General features: G+C 47.7%; 9 protein-coding genes and 1 tRNA gene. 9 read left to right on the top strand and 1 reads right to left on the bottom strand.

Going from position 1 to position 17,746, the window contains the following annotated elements; all coding sequences use genetic code 11:
- Window positions 1–117: 117 nt before the first annotated feature.
- Complete coding sequence (locus HUX74_RS11560) at window positions 118–1,644, bottom strand: hypothetical protein (RefSeq protein WP_117965644.1); 1,527 nt, start codon at window positions 1,642–1,644, stop codon at window positions 118–120.
- Between the two features lie 138 nt (window positions 1,645–1,782).
- Here HUX74_RS11560 and HUX74_RS11555 point away from each other — a divergent pair, with 138 nt between their 5' ends.
- The 9 genes from HUX74_RS11555 to HUX74_RS11515 all read left to right on the top strand — a co-directional run bounded on the left by HUX74_RS11555 (window position 1,783) and on the right by HUX74_RS11515 (window position 17,730).
- The gene (locus HUX74_RS11555) at window positions 1,783–2,883 is read left to right on the top strand and encodes a glycoside hydrolase family 43 protein (RefSeq protein WP_174646662.1); all 1,101 of its coding nucleotides are present in this window, start codon (window positions 1,783–1,785) and stop codon (window positions 2,881–2,883) included.
- Window positions 2,884–3,025: 142 nt separating this feature from the next.
- Window positions 3,026–5,707 (top strand): DNA gyrase/topoisomerase IV subunit A, encoded by a 2,682-nt coding sequence (locus HUX74_RS11550; protein WP_117965649.1) that lies wholly within the window; start codon window positions 3,026–3,028, stop codon window positions 5,705–5,707.
- 65 nt (window positions 5,708–5,772) lie between these two features.
- Window positions 5,773–6,627: a DUF3316 domain-containing protein gene (locus tag HUX74_RS11545; RefSeq protein ID WP_117965652.1), complete on the top strand. Its 855-nt coding sequence runs from the start codon at window positions 5,773–5,775 to the stop codon at window positions 6,625–6,627.
- Between the two features lie 44 nt (window positions 6,628–6,671).
- Window positions 6,672–7,688, top strand: a complete 1,017-nt coding sequence (locus HUX74_RS11540) for a S41 family peptidase (protein ID WP_117600232.1) — start codon at window positions 6,672–6,674, stop codon at window positions 7,686–7,688.
- 76 nt (window positions 7,689–7,764) lie between these two features.
- Window positions 7,765–7,846 (top strand) — tRNA-Leu (locus HUX74_RS11535).
- A gap of 167 nt (window positions 7,847–8,013) precedes the next feature.
- On the top strand, window positions 8,014–10,878 hold the full coding sequence (locus HUX74_RS11530) for a hypothetical protein (protein WP_117600231.1): 2,865 nt from the start codon (window positions 8,014–8,016) through the stop codon (window positions 10,876–10,878).
- 177 nt (window positions 10,879–11,055) lie between these two features.
- Window positions 11,056–14,073: a TonB-dependent receptor gene (locus tag HUX74_RS11525; RefSeq protein ID WP_174646661.1), complete on the top strand. Its 3,018-nt coding sequence runs from the start codon at window positions 11,056–11,058 to the stop codon at window positions 14,071–14,073.
- Between the two features lie 29 nt (window positions 14,074–14,102).
- Window positions 14,103–15,599: a RagB/SusD family nutrient uptake outer membrane protein gene (locus HUX74_RS11520; RefSeq protein ID WP_174646660.1), complete on the top strand. Its 1,497-nt coding sequence runs from the start codon at window positions 14,103–14,105 to the stop codon at window positions 15,597–15,599.
- Window positions 15,600–15,630: 31 nt separating this feature from the next.
- Window positions 15,631–17,730 carry a family 43 glycosylhydrolase gene (locus tag HUX74_RS11515; protein WP_117964746.1) on the top strand — a complete coding sequence of 700 codons (2,100 nt, stop codon included), beginning with the start codon at window positions 15,631–15,633 and terminating at the stop codon, window positions 17,728–17,730.
- The last annotated feature ends 16 nt before the right edge of the window (window positions 17,731–17,746 follow it).

The raw sequence follows: 17,746 nt of genomic DNA, 5'->3' as shown, positions 1-17,746 counted from the left end.
ACCGAAGCATAAAATTACAATTCCCTATTGGTAGGATACGAGCGTTTCTACACTTGAAAATAGATACAAGCAAAATACTTACCCTCATTACTTCCACCTACAAGAAGACATTAAATATTACATTTCACCCTTTCCAACCAGCCGATATGCTTCCCTGACCACTTCCTGCGGATAGCCGCACATCTCAATAATCCGGATGGCATTACGTTCCGTCACCGGTCCCGGCTTCAACTTATAATCAAAAGACAATGTATTGTCGGCAACACACTCACAAAAATGAAACAATTCATATTCGTCCTCAAGTAAGGAAGCCAGTTCGACATCGTGAGTGGAAGCAAACACAATACTGTTCTTGTACGCCAAAGCAGACAGCACAGCTTTGGCTATAGCTATCCGTTCCACCGTATTCGTTCCCTTGAACAACTCGTCCAGCAGGAAAAACCGCCAACACTCCTTTCCGGCTTCCAGCATCTCTCGAACAATTTGCACCTCCTGCAGAAAGAAACTTTTTCCTTCCATCAGACTATCCTCCAGATGGATAGCAGAATATAATGCAGCATCCATAGGAAAACGGAAACTGTGGGCAAAACAAGTATGGAGCACTTGTGCGGAAAACAGGTTAAGTCCAATGGCACGAATAAAAGTTGTCTTACCGGACATATTGGAACCGGTAACAAGGACAGATTTGCCACAGAGTGTAATGTCATTAGGGATACAACGTTCTATAAGCGGATGATAAAGCCCCTCTGCATGAAATGTTTCACCCTCACCGCAAGCTTCCGGTAAAACATAATAGGGCAGCCCATCCCGGAGCTCGGAAACAGAGCAAAGCACATCCACCAGTCCGAAATAGCGGAAAACCTCTTCAATCTGTTCCTGTCTACCCTGCAATAGAAAGAAAGCCTTGGAAACCGGAATAACTTCCCGCAGAAAAAACACATTCACTATCTCGGTGAAGAAATAAGCGAAAATGGCGATGTCGCTCTCCAGTCTGATACTGAAACGGAAAGTGGAAAGTTTCTTTCGCAACGGATGCAATGCCTGCAAAGTCTTTTGGATATCCCGATGCACGGATGCACACAACGGAATCTGTGCCAACTTCTCCGCTTGCCTGAGCAACTGCCATAACTGAGGAATGGAAAAGAAATAGCCCTGAATCCGAGCCTTGCTGTGATAGTGCAGTACCATGTTCACCAATACCGATGTGCACAAAATCCCCAGAACATAAAGCGAAGACGTAATGTAAACCATTCCCAACAAAACAAAAGGCACGAATTGCAAGATAGTCAGCAAACGGTAAAAGCGGCGGGAATACACGGGATGGGAAATGGAGAACAACGATGCAATGGTATAAGCATCCGGCGTATCCAGCTTCCGCAACTCCGACCGGATTCCTGCACGCAACTCCTTGTCGGCAGAAAGCTTGCGAATCACCTCCTCTTGTTCCGAAATCTCCGAAAGACGGTTGTAATGCAACACGTCGTAAAGGTACTGTCGGCCCACACAAGAAGAAGTACGGTCAGCCCATTCGAAAAAATCATCCAGATTGAGGTCGTCCCAGGTTTTCTGTGACACCAAATGTTTTATCTCCCTCGCCGACCGGTACTCGTGGTATAGCGATATATCCGAAAATGACTGTCCCATCAAAGAATTATTTGGAATGATGCACAAAAATAATGAAAAGATTGCATTCTATCTAATTTCCTTGCTGCTTTCCCTATATTATGTTTACTTTGCGGATACAAACACTTTTCATTACTTCACCATTAAAATTATAACAAGATGAAACACATTTTTTTCACATTGACACTGTTTTTACTGGCCTTGCTGTCACCATCATGCGGAAACAAAAAAGTAGCATATCAGAATCCCCTGCCCATGGCCTTCGGAGACCCATTCCTACTGAAAGCTTCCGACGGCAAATACTATATGTACGGAACGGGCGGAGTATCGAACGGTTTTAAAGTATACTCCTCCGATGACCTGGTGACATGGACAGACGAGGGTCCCATCTATCAAGGCGGCACCTCCGACTCATGGGCCACCGACTGTTTCTGGGCACCCGAAGTGTATGAACGGAACGGCAAATACTACCTATGGTTCAGCGCCAACTGGAAAGAAAATCCCACTAAAGAGCAAGAGAACTTCCGTATCGGTGTAGCCGTAGCCGATAAGCCTACGGGTCCTTTCAAAGACCTGTTCAACCAACCGGTATTCGACCCCGGCTATCCTATCATCGACGCAAACATACTCTTTGACGATGCTACCGGAAAGACCTACCTCTACTACTCCCGCTGCTGCTACAAACATGCCGTTGAAAGCGAAGTTTCAGCATGGGCTAAAGAAAAGGGCTGGTTTGACGAGATTGAGGAAAGTTGGATTTACGGCGTGGAACTGAAACCAGATTTCTCCGGTATCATCGGAGAACCGGTAGCACTGCTTTGCCCACCCCAGACAATGGACGACCCTCAAGCGGAATGGGAAAACCGCTCGGTGACTTCACATGAAGTCAACAGACGCTGGACAGAAGGCTCGTATATCGTGAAGCACAAAAATCTCTATTATATGCTGTACTCTGCAAACTTTTTCGGAGGAAAAAATTACGCGGTGGGTTATGCTACCTCCCAGAACCCCTTAGGACCATTCACAAAAGCTGCCAACAATCCGGTGCTACAAAAGAACACAGAGCAAGGCGGCATCGTGACCGGAACCGGGCATTGTATGCTCATTGATATTCACAACCGACTCTATTGCGTTTATCATGGACACACCGAAACCACTGGTGATGAACGAATGGTATTCATTGACCCGGCAGAAATCCAACCGGATGGAAAACTGGTGGTCCACGGACCGAATACCGGCTCACAGCAAATTGAGCATTGAATGTAGTCAAGCAAACACCGGCGCGTTGAGGCATACAGTTAAAAAACTATCGTACCGGTTTCCTATAATAGAATTAAATTAGTATTTTTGCCTGCAACTGAAAAATCAGTAATATCATAGAATAGACAATTCCCGAACAAATATGAGCGAAGATTTTGAAGCACCGAAAGATGATTTGGACAAGGAACTCCCGGCCGGGAGCGAAGAACACTCGGATTACAAACCTGCGGACGCAAAGGATGCCAATATAAAACACCAATTGAGCGGCATGTACCAGAATTGGTTTCTGGACTACGCCTCATACGTTATATTGGAACGTGCCGTACCCCATATCATGGATGGTCTGAAACCCGTACAGCGGCGTATCCTCCACTCCATGCGCCGCATGGAAGACGGGCGCTACAACAAGGTGGCGAACATCGTAGGACATACCATGCAGTTCCATCCGCACGGTGATGCTTCTATCGGCGATGCTCTGGTACAACTGGGACAAAAGGACTTGCTCGTGGATTGCCAGGGAAACTGGGGTAACATTCTGACGGGTGACAGCGCCGCTGCCCCCCGTTATATCGAAGCACGTCTCTCCAAGTTCGCACTGGACGTGGTATTCAACCCCAAGACCACCGAATGGAAACTCTCTTATGACGGGCGAAACAAAGAACCGGTTACACTACCGGTAAAATTCCCACTGCTGCTTGCACAAGGTGTGGAAGGTATTGCCGTAGGCTTGTCGTCCAAGATATTGCCACACAACTTCAATGAACTGTGCGACGCTTCCATCAGCTATCTGCACAACGAAGAATTCAAGCTGTACCCCGACTTCCAGACGGGAGGCAGTATCGATGTATCCAAATACAACGACGGTGAACGTGGCGGTGCGATACGCGTGCGCTCCAAAATAGAAAAGATAGACAACAAGACACTTGCCATTAAGGAAATTCCTTACGGAAAAACGGTGGCCAGTGTATGCGACTCCATCGTAAAGGCCAGCGAAAAAGGAAAAATCAAGATACGTAAGGTAGAGGACCTGACATCCGGCAGTGTGGAAATATTAGTGCATCTAGCCCCGGGTGTATCATCCGACAAGACCATCGATGCCCTCTATGCCTTCACCGACTGTGAAGTGAGCATCTCTCCCAACTGCTGTGTCATCGACGACCAAAAGCCCCACTTCCTCACCGTGAGTGATGTATTGCGCAAATCAGTCGACAACACATTGGCACTGCTACGCCAGGAACTGGAAATCCGTAAGGGAGAGATACTGGAAAGCCTGCATTTCGCTTCACTCGAAAAGATATTCATTGAAGAACGTATTTACAAGGATAAGGAGTTTGAACAAGCCAAAAACATGGATGCCGCCTGCGAACATATCGATGAGCGCCTGACTCCCTACTACCCGACTTTCATCCGCGAAGTGACCAAGGAAGACATCCTCCGGCTGATGGAGATAAAGATGGCACGTATCCTCAAGTTCAACTCCGACAAGGCAGAGGAACTGATAGCACGCATGAAGAAGGACATAGAGGAGATAGACCGCCATCTGGCAAACATCGTGGAATATACCGTCGACTGGTTCCGTATGCTGAAAGACAAGTACGGCAAAGGCTTCCCCCGCCACACGGAACTGCGTAACTTCGACACCATCGAGGCAACCAAAGTCATCGAAGCCAACGAAAAGCTGTACATCAACCGCGAAGAGGGATTCATCGGAACTGGATTGAAGAAAGACGAATTCATAGGCAACTGCTCGCCCATAGATGACGTGATTATCTTCTTCCGCGATGGAAAATATATCATTACCCCAGTGGCCGACAAGAAGTTCGTAGGCAAGAATATACTTTATGCCAACATTTTCAAGAAGAACGACAAACGTACCATCTACAATGTCTGCTACCGTGACGGTAAGGAGGGGACAAGCTATATCAAGCGTTTTGCCGTCACTTCCGTGGTGCGTGACCGCGAATACGATGTGACGCAGGGCACCCCCGACTCCCGTATCACCTACTTCACCGCCAACCCCAACGGCGAAGCCGAAATCATCAAGGTAACCCTGAAACCCAATCCCCGCGTACGCCGCATCATCTTCGAGGAGGATTTCAGCAATATCAATATCAAGGGACGGCAGGCCATGGGAAATATACTCACGAAACTCCCCGTACACAAGATAGCCTTGAAACAGCGCGGAGGCTCCACCCTGGGCGGACGGAAAGTCTGGTTCGACCGTGACGTGCTGCGCCTCAACTACGACGGTCGCGGAGAATATCTCGGAGAATTCCAGAGCGAAGACACCATCCTTGTCGTACAGAACAGCGGAGAGTTCTATGCCACCAACTTCGACCTGAACAATCACTATGACGACGGCATACGCGTATTGGAGAAATACGATCCGAACAAAGTATGGACCGCCGTACTCTACGATGCCGACCAGCAGAACTATCCTTACATCAAGCGTTTCTGCTTCGAAGTAACCGCCCGCAAGCAAAACTATTTAGGAGAAAACAAGAACAGCAGCCTCATTCTGCTGACAGACGAGTGCTACCCACGTTTAGAAGTGGTGTTTGGCGGTCACGACAATTTCCGAGAGCCGATGGTGGTGGAAGCAGACGAATTCATCGCCGTGAAAGGCTTCAAAGCAAAAGGCAAGCGCCTAACCACCTATACTATAGAAACCATCAACGAACTGGAGCCTACCCGTCAACCGGAACCCTCGCAGGAAACCGAAGAGCAGGAAACGGATGAAGAACCGGAAATTCTGGACCCCGACCACGGTAAAAGTGAAGGGGACATACTGGACGAGCTGACAGGACAGATGAAGCTGTTTTGATGAAGAATGAGAATGAAGGATTAGGGATTGGCTGACGATTACTAATTTGTAATTAAGAATTTAATATGTACGTATACAAGATAATAATCCTATGCGGACTGCTCTTGGGAAGTGCCGGACTGAAAGCACAAGAAGCACAATGCAGCATCGACCGGGAGCTACGGGCTGACTCCACCAACCGCAACCGTATCATCACTCGTGCCACCATGTATGGTATCGGCTTCACCAACGTGTTCGACACTTATCTTTCACCTCAGGAGTACAAGGGAATCGATTTCCGTATCTCCCGCGAAAGCATGCGGATGACACGGTTGATGGGCGGCAACGTATCTCTGCAAACTTTCTTCCAGGCAGACTTGGGATACACACACAATAAAGTAGACAATAACAATACATTCTCCGGACTGGCCAACTGGAACTACGGCCTGCATTATAATTTTCCAATCACGGGCAATTTCAAACTGCTTGCCGGAGGAGTCGGCGACTTCAACGGTGGCTTTGTCTATAATCTGCGCAACGGAAACAACCCCGCCCAAGCACGTGCCTATATCAACCTTGCCGCATCGGGAATGGCTATTTGGGACTTACGCATCAAGAACCGTCCCATCACACTACGCTATCAGGTGAATCTTCCTTTGGCAGGTATCATGTTCATGCCCAACTATGGACAGTCCTACTACGAGATATTTACGTTGGGACATTGGGACGGAGTAGTGAACTTCACCTCCCTGCACAACCAGCCCTCTCTGAGACAAATGCTGACCGCCGACTTTCCGGTGGGACGTGCCCGAATGCGTTTTGCTTACATATGGGACGCACAACAGTCCAAAGTAAACGAAATAAAGACACATACTTACTCGCACGTATTCATGGTGGGGTTCGTAAAGGAACTCTATCTGTTTCCTAACAAGAGAAAGTAAAAAGTGACAAGGTGATAAATGATAAGACGATAAGGATAATGTGCATGAAAAGAATATATATCTTAATAATTTGGAGTGCCCTACTCATGTTACTGCCCCTATTGAACGGATGTATTCGTGAGGAAGAGGTTAACAATACCCCACAAGGCAATTTCGAAGCCTTGTGGAAAATAATAGACGAACAGTACTGTTTCCTGGACTACAAGCAAATAGATTGGAATGCCATTCATGACAAGTACCAACCGCTCATCACCCCGGGAATGAGCTACGACGGTCTATTTGAAATATTAGGTAACATGCTTGCCGAGTTGAAAGACGGACATGTCAACTTGTACTCTTCTTCCAACATGGCACGCTACTGGGACTGGTATCTGGATTATCCCCGTAACTTCAACGAAAGTATCATTGAAAAGTACCTGGGAAGAGACTACCGCATTGCCGGAGGCGCCAAATATACCATCTTGGAGGACAACATAGGATATATCTATTACGGTGATTTCTCCAGCGGCATCGGAAACGGCAACCTGGATGAGATTCTGTTATACCTTTCCGCTTGCAATGGCCTGATTATCGACGTGCGCAACAACGGTGGCGGCAACTTGACAAACGCCACCCGAATGGTACAACGTTTCACGAATAAAAAAGTACTGACGGGATATATTCAGCACAAAACTGGCAAAGGCCATAGCGATTTTTCAGATCCGACTCCCATTTATGTAGAACCTTCCAACAGTATCCGCTGGCAAAAAAAGGTAATTGTCCTGACAAATCGTCATTCCTATAGTGCAACCAATGATTTTGTCAATTCCATGCGCTGTTTTCCCAATGTCACCTTGGTTGGTGATAAAACCGGCGGAGGGTCGGGCCTGCCATTCTCTTCGGAACTGCCCAACGGATGGGGAGTACGCTTTTCTGCCAGCCCGCACCTCGATGCCCAAAAACAGCATATCGAGTTCGGCATCGACCCAGACAAAAAGGTGGATATGAGCAAAGAAGATGAGAACAATGACCTGGATACCATCATTGAGGAAGCAAGAAAAATGCTGAAAGTGACTTCCTAAAACGACTTTATCTAAAAAACAATTTGCCAAAACGAAAATTCTTTCTATCTTTGCCACCGCTAATCGGAATTATTCCGCGGATGTGGCGTAATTGGCAGCCGCGCCAGACTTAGGATCTGGTGCCGTGAGGCGTGTAGGTTCGAGTCCTATCATCCGCACAATCCCTATAATAATTTTCAAAAGACAAACAACTAAGAGGGGAGGATATTCATTAAGAAGCATCCTCCCTAACTGCTTCAAGTACCTTTTTTATCTCATCAAAACACAATATTTAGAATACTTATTGTATCTTTGCTTCCAAGAAACACTTCGATTAACCTAAAAAATGAAACAAAATACGATAAGACCGATGCTTTTCAAGCGTTGGGTAGTGTGCCTTTTATTGTTTATTCTCTTCATCCAGGCCAGGGCTTCTTCCTTCATGCCCGCCGTCACCAACTATCTTGCCAAAGACTATGAAGCCGGTTATCAGAACTGGGCATGTGCGCAAGGTAGCAACGGCGAAATGTTTTTCGGCAACAGCCAAGGACTCCTGGTATATGACGGTTATCGCTGGACACTACACAAAGTACCGGGAAACCATATTGTACGTTCAGTATACGTCAAGGAAGATCGCATCTATGTGGGGGCATTCGAGGAATTCGGCTATTTCAAGTATTCGGAGGCAGGCACTCTCCGGTACCATTCTTTGAGCAAATTCCTGAAGAATTTCCCCATGGAGAACAACGAGATATGGAACATTGTAGAGCTGGACGGCCGCATCTACTTCCAGTCGTTCAGCGCATGGTTCTCCTACGACGGGAAAATGGTACGCGCTTTCCGCAACAGACAACAACAGCCGCTCTACTTCTACAACCAAAACGGACATATCTACACACAAATGATTGATGAAGGCTTCTATGAATTCGACGGCAAGGAGTTCCATCACCTCTTTCCCCGCAGCAAAGTGAACGATGACAATGTAGTGGCATTACTGCCCGACGGAAACAACAGCTTCCTGATGGTCACGGAGAACAACGGACTGTTCCGCTACACGGGTGACATCACCCCCTGGAAAACAGACATTGATGCAGAGCTGAAGAAACAGCGGGTGAACCGCGCCGTCATGACCAATGACTCCATATTCATGATAGGTACAGTCCTAAACGGCATATACGCCATCGACCGCAAAGGACATTGCCTCTGGCACTTCAATCTGGATAACCGTTTGGACAACAACACAGTCCTGGGACTGTTCTGTGACAAAGACAACAACGTATGGGCAGCATTGGACGACGGCATCGCATACATCCACCACAACTCCCCCGTCATGCTACTGACCCCTGCCAACCATGAAACCAAGCTGGGTATGGTGTACGACATAGCCCACCGGGGTGACTGTTTCTATCTGGCCACCAACCAGGGCTTGTACGAATACCACCAGATTACCGGAAATATGCGTTTGCTTCCCCATAGCGAAGGACAGAACTGGTATGTAAAGGACATTGACGGGCAACTCTTTGCAGGTAACAATGCCCATACCTTATTAATAGGCGAAAAAGGGAACGTTTCCGTCATAAGCAATACCAACAGCAGTACGTGTCTGATTAAGTGCACCCTCTATGGCGAAGAGATACTGTTGGAATCATCCTACGCCAATTTGCGTATCTATAAAAAGAAGAACGGTCAATGGACCTTTTCGCATGTCGTAGACGGCTTCATTGCACCGGTCATGCACTTGGAGGTTGACCAAAGCGGTGTCATCTGGGCTTCACACATGTATCAGGGAGTCTATAAAATAGTCTTGAGCGATGACTTGTCGGCTGTAAAAAGCGTACGGCACATCTCCCATTTAGGCTCGGAATATATCATCGGCCCTATCCAAGTAATGAAAATGCGGGGACGTATCGTCTTTTCCAGTCCCAATGGCTTCTATACCTATGACGACATCACCCGGCAGATTATCCCCTTCCAAAAGCTGAATACCATTCTGCCTTACATCAGGAATGCCCATTCTGTGGTATCCGTCACGAACGACCGCTTCTGGCTGTCCGGTTCACATGAGTATGCACTGGTAGAGTACGCGGAAGGAGAGTACATCGTGAAACAACGCATTCTCATCGAACTGTTTGATTCTCCATGTATAGAGAACTACAACAATGTGTTCGTTGACAATGACGTTGTCTATTTTAATCTAAATAACGGAATCGCCAGTTACAGCAAAAACACAGACAGCCTCAGTCCAACGTTGGAGTCCGCCCTATCACTGAGCTCTGTCATTTGCTCTTCTTCAGATAAAAAGGAGAAACGCCTGCCTCTGCAGGGAAATGTCGAACTGGAAAGCAATTACCGGGATTTGCTGTTCTCGGTAAGCCTGCCGCATTACAATAAATTGTCCGTACATTTCCATTATGTCCTGCAAGGAGGACAAGGCATGGCTCTGACATCAGACCTAAAAGAGCCCGAAATCCGCTACGGTAGCCTGGATTACGGAGAATACACATTCCAAGCAGAAGCCTATAATGATTTGGGACAGAAAATCGGTGAAGTGGAATATCATTTCGCCATAGCCCGTCCTTTCTACCTCACCTATTATGCTTTTGCACTCTATCTTATAGTTCTCATTGCACTTCTCTACTTCTTCTCCAAGTGGCGCGCCAACCGTGCCATGGAAAAGAAACGGAAAGAGTACGAAGCTGAGCAGATGCAGCAGAACATCAAGATGCGTGAGCAGGAACATCTGATAACTCTACAGCAGCAACAATTGCTGGAAGCCGAGCTGTCAGCAAAGAGTAAAGACCTTGCCAGCATGGCGCTGGGTGTATTTGCCAAGAACGAAGTCTTGGAGAAACTTCGTGCTGCCGTGCAAGAATTCCTGGTAAAAGGGCAATATGGACGCAAGAACCTCGAATCTCTGCTGAAGCTCATCAACGAAAACATCGAGACACAAGAGTTCTGGGACGTATTCCAGAACAATTTCGACCTAATTCATGAGAAATTCTTCCGCAACCTGCGCGAACGTTATCCCAGCCTTACCGCCACCGATCTGCGTTTTTGCGCACTGTTGCGCCTAAACCTTTCTACGAAAGACATTGCGCAAATGACCAACCTTACCATCCGGGGAGTGGAGGCAGCACGCTACCGTCTGCGCAAGAAGCTGGATATCCCCGACGGAACGGGATTAGTAGATTTTCTCATTGACTTGAAATAATACAGCTACAAACCATTCTATCATAATAAACTGATTATTAGAAATAAGCTACACTAAAACGTAGTAAAACAGTACCCCTTTTTACTCTAAGCGTATTATCGTGGTAGTGATTTTTTTTGCCTTACTTGCCGTTATTACTTTCTTTGCCGGCAGAATTATTAACTCTTAAATTTAGTTATGAGAAGGCAAACATTATTTCTTCTATTCATGATTTTGTTCTCGTTGCCACTGACAGTTTTGGCACAAGGAACAAAGACAGTTAAAGGAACTGTTGTTGACCAGAACAATGAACCGATCATCGGAGCCACGGTTGTAGTAAAAGGCTCTACTATTGGAGCAGCTACCGACCTCGACGGTAACTATGTACTTAACGGTGTCCCTGAAGAGGCAACACTTGTGTTTAACTATCTAGGCATGTTGCCGCAGGAAATAAGTGCTGCGGGACAATCCGTTGTCAATGTAAGGCTGCGGGAAGATACGCAACTGCTGGATGAAGTCGTTGTCATCGGTTACGGTTCAGCCAAAGCGAAAGACTTAACAGCTCCGATTGATGTCGTTAAAGAAAAAGAATTAGTTAATGTTCCGACCTCCTCTCCAATGGCAGCATTGCAGGGAAAGGTACCAGGCGTTAACATCATCAATTCGGGAACACCGGGCGACGGCCCCAAAGTTACTATCCGCGGTATGGGTTCTTTTGGCGATACCTCTCCTCTCTATGTAGTAGATGGAATGTTCTACGATGACATCAACTTCCTGAACAACTCTGACATTCAGGACATGACCATTCTGAAAGATGCATCTGCATCAGCCATCTACGGTGTTCGTGCCGCCAACGGCGTTGTAATCATTACTACCAAACGTGGTGCACGCAATCAGGATGCCAAAGTAACCTACAATGGCTACGTAGGTATCCAGAAAGCAACCAACCTGCTGGAAATGTGTAACTCCCACGAATATGCCACCATGTTGATGGAAGCGGACGCTGCTTCTTACGGGCACATCTTCGAAAAGTCTATCGAGACCTTCGGAGGTGACCTCAATGCCCTGAAGTTCAATGCAGACACCAATTGGTATGACGAGCTATTACGTACAGCCATGATGACCAACCACAGTCTCAATGTATCCGGCGGTACGGAAAAGGCCACTTATTCTGCCGGTATGAGCTACTTGTCACAAGACGGTATCATGGATGTTGACAACTACTACCGCCGTCTCAACTTCCGCGCTGCATTGGATTTCGATGCACGCAGCTGGTTGAAGCTCGGATTCAACGGTGTATTCAGCAGCTCACAGCAGCAACTGCCCAAGAATGCAGCTTGGCAACAGGCATTCAACACTCCGTCCATCATCCCCGTGTTCGACAATACCCGCGATGACACCATCTTCCCCGACAAGTATGCGTCACCCGAACAGGTGGGTCTGGGTTCCAACTTCAAGAACCCCGTTGCCACAGCCAACTATTACGACAACCGTAATGATGTCTATCAGGTGTTGAGCAACTTCTACGCACAGCTCAACCTCCTCCCCAACAAGCTGAATGTACGTACGAGCTACAGCTACGACTATCGTGCTATCCGTGGTACAGACTTCACACCGACCTATTACATCGGCACTCACCAGCAACAGGCCACTACCAGCCTGACCAAAAAGAATACCGACTATAACAAATGGGTATGGGACAACGTGGCCACTTATACCGACAAGTGGGGGCAGCACTCCTTCACCGACATGCTGGGTGTATCCATGCGTCAGGAACAGATGAAGTCACTGGAAGGTACAGCTACCAATGTTCCCGAAGGTGAGGATGTCTGGAAATATATCTCCTTGGGTAACAAGGAAGGCGCTACCGTAAAAGATGACGGCTGGAAATACCGCGGTCTCTCCTACTTCACACGTTTGAACTATAACTACGCTGACAAGTACATGTTAATGTTCACTTTCCGTGCCGACGGCTCTTCCAAATACAACGACAAATGGGGTTACTTCCCCTCTGTCGGTGCCGCATGGGTCATCTCTCAAGAACCGTTCATGAAGAATCAAAATATATTCGACTACATGAAACTCCGCGCAAGCTGGGGTAAGCTGGGTAACGACAAGATTGCCGCAAGTGCAGGCTTCGCAAGTATCCAGAACACACAAGCCGTATTGGGAACTGCTCTTGACGGTTTCATCAACTCCACCAACTTCAGCTGGCTGGGTTGGGAAGTCGTAAACGAAACCAACGTAGGTGTCAACTTCTCTACCTTAAACAGCCGTTTGAGTGCCGACATCGACTGGTATTACCGTCTGACTGACAATGCGGTTATCTCTCCGAAACTACCCATGCAAAATGAAACCCTCGCAGGCAACAACGGACAGATTCTGAATAGCGGTATCGACTTCTCACTGAACTGGAACGACAAAATCGGTAAGGATTTCACCTACAACGTAGGCGTCAACCTCTCTTATCTGCACAATGAGGTAAAGAGCCTGAAAGACAACATGACCATCATCAAGGGTGGCAAGACCGTAAACATGGTAGGCGAGAAAATGAACTCTTATTATGGTTTCAAAGTTATCGGTATCTACCAGACTCCGGAAGAATGTGCCGCCGACCCGATTGCTGTAGCCAATGGCCTCGAACCAGGTGATTTCAAATACCAGGATGTAAATGGAGACCACGTCATCGACGGAAGCGACAAGCAGGTACTAGGTTCTTATATCCCCGATTTCACTTACGGATTCAACCTCGGATTCGCTTATAAGAATTTCGACTTTAACCTGACTACTTACGGACAAGCCGGTGGAGAATTGTGGAACAGAAAACGTGCTTTGCGCTATGCACAATCCGACTACAACTTCGACAAAGCCCAGTACGAAAACCGCTGGACCGGACCGGGTTCCACCAATGAACATCCGTCTGCCAAAGCATTGCTCAAGACTTGGAATACCTCGGACAGCAACAATGCCTCTTATTTTGTAGAAAGCTCCAACTACTTCCGTATCCAAAACATCACGTTGGGCTACTCATTCAAGAATGTTAAGGTTGGCAGCTACGTAATGCCGGGCATCCGCCTCTCTCTGACAGCTGACCGTCCGTTCACAACATTCAAGGCAAACAGCTTCACACCTGAATTGTCGGATGCCGAAGGTTGGGATACAGAAGTATACCCTTTGACTTCGACTTATACTTTCGGAGTGCAGATTGATTTCTAAACTATCCAAAACACTAAAAACATATAACAATGAAATTCATAAAGAAAACATTAGCATATATCCTCCCGGCAATGATGCTGCTGGGTAGTACGACTGCTTGTTCCGATTTCATCAACATCGATCCGGAAAACAAGGTACCGGAACAAAGCGTGGACTTCACCAATACGGGCAACATGTATCAACCCGTTGTCGGCGTGTATTCCAAAGTGCGCACATCAGCCATGCACTGGGCCAATGCACTGATCATGTTCACTCGTGACGGTGACGTATGGTCAGGGCGTACAGATGACCAGGGAGCAGCCGTAGATTTCGGCCGCCACTTCAATTATACGAACTCTTTCTGGGCGCTCAATAATGTTTGGGTCACTTTCTACGAAATTATCCGTACAGCCAACTCAGCCCTGGAGTCCCTTAACGGTTATGCCCAATACCTGACCCCCGGAAGCAACGACTACACTTCGTATGAGACCTATTGCGGAGAAGTACGCACCATTCGTGCATGGGCTTACTATCAGTTGGTTACCAACTTCGGACCTATTGTAATCTACAGAGACAACTACCAGACTGATTTCCGTCGTTCCAATGTAAATTCAGTATATGACTATATGCTGGAAGAGGATTTGAATTACGCAATGGAGAAACTACCCCGTATGCGTCCCAACCAGATGGAGCATAAAGGCGCAGTGACAGCCTTTACCGCCGAAATGCTGGCTGCCAAGATTTACCTCTTGAAGGGAGACTATGCACAAGTTGAAACCTTGACGGACGACATCATCAATAACGGCAACTTCTCTCTATATCCCGACTTCTATAATCTGTTCAAGATTCCAGGAAAGTTGTGTGACGAGTCCTTATTCGAGTGCCAAGTGACCGACTATGGCAACGGCTCAGGAGACTATCTGGGCGTTGACAATTGGTTCCCGTTCCAAGGAACTACCATAACAAGCCCCAACAGTGCCGAACCGAGCTTAGGCGGATGGAACTTCATCGGCTATGAACCAGAGTTCGTGGCATGGGCCGATGCACGCGGCGAAACCGTACGTGCCGAAACCTCCTTCCTGAGAGCCGGACAGAAAACCCGTGAAGGCTGGACAGTCGGTGCAACATCCGGCACCATGACTGACTGCTGGAATGGAAAGGCGTATCTTCCCTACAATCAGATGACCTTACCGCGTACTGACTACGGTGCCAACAACAACGTGCGCATCTTCCGTTATGCAGAAGTGTTACTGATGAACTCCGAAGCCAAGATTCGCCAAGGAAAAGACGGTGACAACGGCTATAATCTGGTTCGTACACGCGCTGAAATGCCTACCAAAAGCGGTGTCACATTGGATGACGTATTGGATGAACGCCGTATGGAACTTTGCAATGAATGGTGCAACCGTTATGTCGACCTGGTTCGTACCGGAAAGGCAGCTGCAGAACTCGGACCGAAAGGTTGGACTGAAGCCAAGACGTACTGGCCTCTTCCATCCAATCAGCTTGATGATCTTCCCGACCTGAAGCTCGACCCGATTGACTAATTCAAAGCAATCTTTATTCCAAATCCATACCATGATAAGAAAAATCTTAATCAGCTGTGGAATAGCCTTTGCCGCTCTGACGGCAAAGGCAACCACGGATGATTCCATTAAAGTTGTGAAAGGGCAGGTTAGCGACTACTACATTACTGTGACCCAAGACCGTATTGTAAAAGGACACGTATTGGACAGTAACCGACAACCGCTTGAAGGTGCTACAGTCATGTTCTTTGCAAGTCCCATGCACAATACCACTGCCCACGACGGCAGCTTTGCCATCAAAGGAGCGAAGAATGACGTACATCTGTATGTCTACTATCCCGGAAAAAAGATAGTGAACAGAATCCTGGCACTGGATGAAACCGATATTGAGGTGATAATGGAAAATGAGGTACACCAGGCTACCACAATCCGCCGTCCGGCTCAAGCGACCCGATGGTATGACCCGCATGCGCCTCTGTCGCGAACCTTCTGCAATCCGATGAACATCAGTTACAATTTCGAGCCTTTCAACAACAATGTGCGCCCCAATGGTTCGTTCCGTTCCTCCGCCGATCCAATGGCGGTAGAATACAAGGGAGAATACTTTCTGTTCTCCACCAACCAGGGCGGTTTTCACTATTCCAAGAATCTGGTGGATTGGGATTTCGTTCCTGCCAGCTTCCAGCGCAAGCCTACAGATGACGACCAGTGCGCGCCGGCAGCCTATGTAAGCGGTGATACACTGTTCTATACCGGCTCCACTTACGAAGGTCTAGCCGTGTGGTACAGCACACACCCCAAAACGGGACGTTTCAAACGTGCCATCGAAAAGAATGTGCTTCCCACATGGGACCCCTGCATGTTTCTGGACGATGACGGCAGACTATATATGTATTATGGCTCCAGCAATGAATACCCGCTAAAGGCAGTGGAACTGGACCGGAATGATTTCTACCCCATCAGTAAGATTCACGACATCATGATGCTCCGTCCTGAAGAACACGGCTGGGAACGCTTCGGCATGAACAATGACGACGAAGTCACGCTTCGTCCATTTACAGAGGGTGCTTACATGACTAAGCACAATGGCAAATATTATTTCCAATATGGCGCTCCGGGTACGGAATTCAAGGTATATGCCGACGGCGTATATGTTTCGGATTCCCCACTGGGCCCGTTTGTCTATCAAAAGCATAACCCGATGTGCTACAAGCCGGGAGGATATGTGCAAGGTGCCGGTCACGGAGGCACGTTCCGCGACGTGAAAGGCAATTACTGGCATGTCGCCACCTGCATGCTCTCCCTTAAATATAAGTTCGAACGCCGCATCGGTCTTTATCCTGTGGCTTTCGACAAGGATGGTACCATGTATTCATCCACTGCCTTCGGTGACTACCCCAACTGGGCGGAACCGATGGACATAAAGAATCCGGAAGACCGCTTTACGGGATGGATGCTTTTGTCCTACGGCAAGCCAGTAGAGGTTTCTTCCACAGACAGCATCCACGTAGCTTCCAACCTGACAGACGAAAGTATGCGTACCTACTGGGCAGCACGCTCCGGTAATCCCGGCGAATGGGCTAGGATAGACCTGGGCAGTACAAAGAATATACGTGCCGTGCAATTAAACTTCTACGACCATAAAGCGGTCCAATACAACCGTGCCATGGATATCTATCACCAATACCGTATTTTTGCTTCCGAGGATGGAAAAGAATGGACATTAGTCATAGACAAGAGTGACAGTGACAAGGATTGTCCGCATGACTACATCGAACTCAACGAGCCGTTGCATGCCCGTTATCTGAAATACGAGAATGTACACATGCCTACGGGAAATGTCGCCTTGTCCGGTTTCCGCGTCTTCGGAAACGGTGACGGTGATGTCCCACAAACCATAAAAGGACTGACCGTGAAACGTGACAAGAAAGACCGCCGGAATGCCCTTATCTCCTGGCAACCCGAAGCAAGCGCTTATGGCTACAACATCTACTACGGCACTGCCGAAGGCAAGATGTACAATGCCATCACGGTACTGGGACAGACGGAATATGACTTCCGCGGACTGGATGCAGACACGGACTATTACTTCACTGTCGAAGCGCTGAACGAAAACGGACGCTCGCCATTGTGCAAGACGACAAAAAATTAAACACAAAAAATAAAGA

This window comes from Bacteroides sp. Marseille-P8574, from assembly GCF_902825465.1.
Classification (GTDB): domain Bacteria; phylum Bacteroidota; class Bacteroidia; order Bacteroidales; family Bacteroidaceae; genus Bacteroides; species Bacteroides uniformis.
Note: the sequence above shows the minus strand (reverse complement) of the source record. Positions and strands in the feature narration are given on the sequence as shown.

What these genes read in the sequence shown, in the direction of transcription:
- HUX74_RS11550 (WP_117965649.1), top strand. Translation starts at nt 3,026, where the DNA reads ATGAGCGAAGATTTTGAAGCACCGAAAGATGATTTGGACAAGGAACTC.
- HUX74_RS11545 (WP_117965652.1), top strand. Translation starts at nt 5,773, where the DNA reads ATGTACGTATACAAGATAATAATCCTATGCGGACTGCTCTTGGGAAGT.
- HUX74_RS11515 (WP_117964746.1), top strand. Translation starts at nt 15,631, where the DNA reads ATGATAAGAAAAATCTTAATCAGCTGTGGAATAGCCTTTGCCGCTCTG.
- HUX74_RS11560 (WP_117965644.1), bottom strand. Translation starts at nt 1,644, where the DNA reads ATGGGACAGTCATTTTCGGATATATCGCTATACCACGAGTACCGGTCG.
- HUX74_RS11520 (WP_174646660.1), top strand. Translation starts at nt 14,103, where the DNA reads ATGAAATTCATAAAGAAAACATTAGCATATATCCTCCCGGCAATGATG.
- HUX74_RS11555 (WP_174646662.1), top strand. Translation starts at nt 1,783, where the DNA reads ATGAAACACATTTTTTTCACATTGACACTGTTTTTACTGGCCTTGCTG.
- HUX74_RS11525 (WP_174646661.1), top strand. Translation starts at nt 11,056, where the DNA reads ATGAGAAGGCAAACATTATTTCTTCTATTCATGATTTTGTTCTCGTTG.
- HUX74_RS11540 (WP_117600232.1), top strand. Translation starts at nt 6,672, where the DNA reads ATGAAAAGAATATATATCTTAATAATTTGGAGTGCCCTACTCATGTTA.
- HUX74_RS11530 (WP_117600231.1), top strand. Translation starts at nt 8,014, where the DNA reads ATGAAACAAAATACGATAAGACCGATGCTTTTCAAGCGTTGGGTAGTG.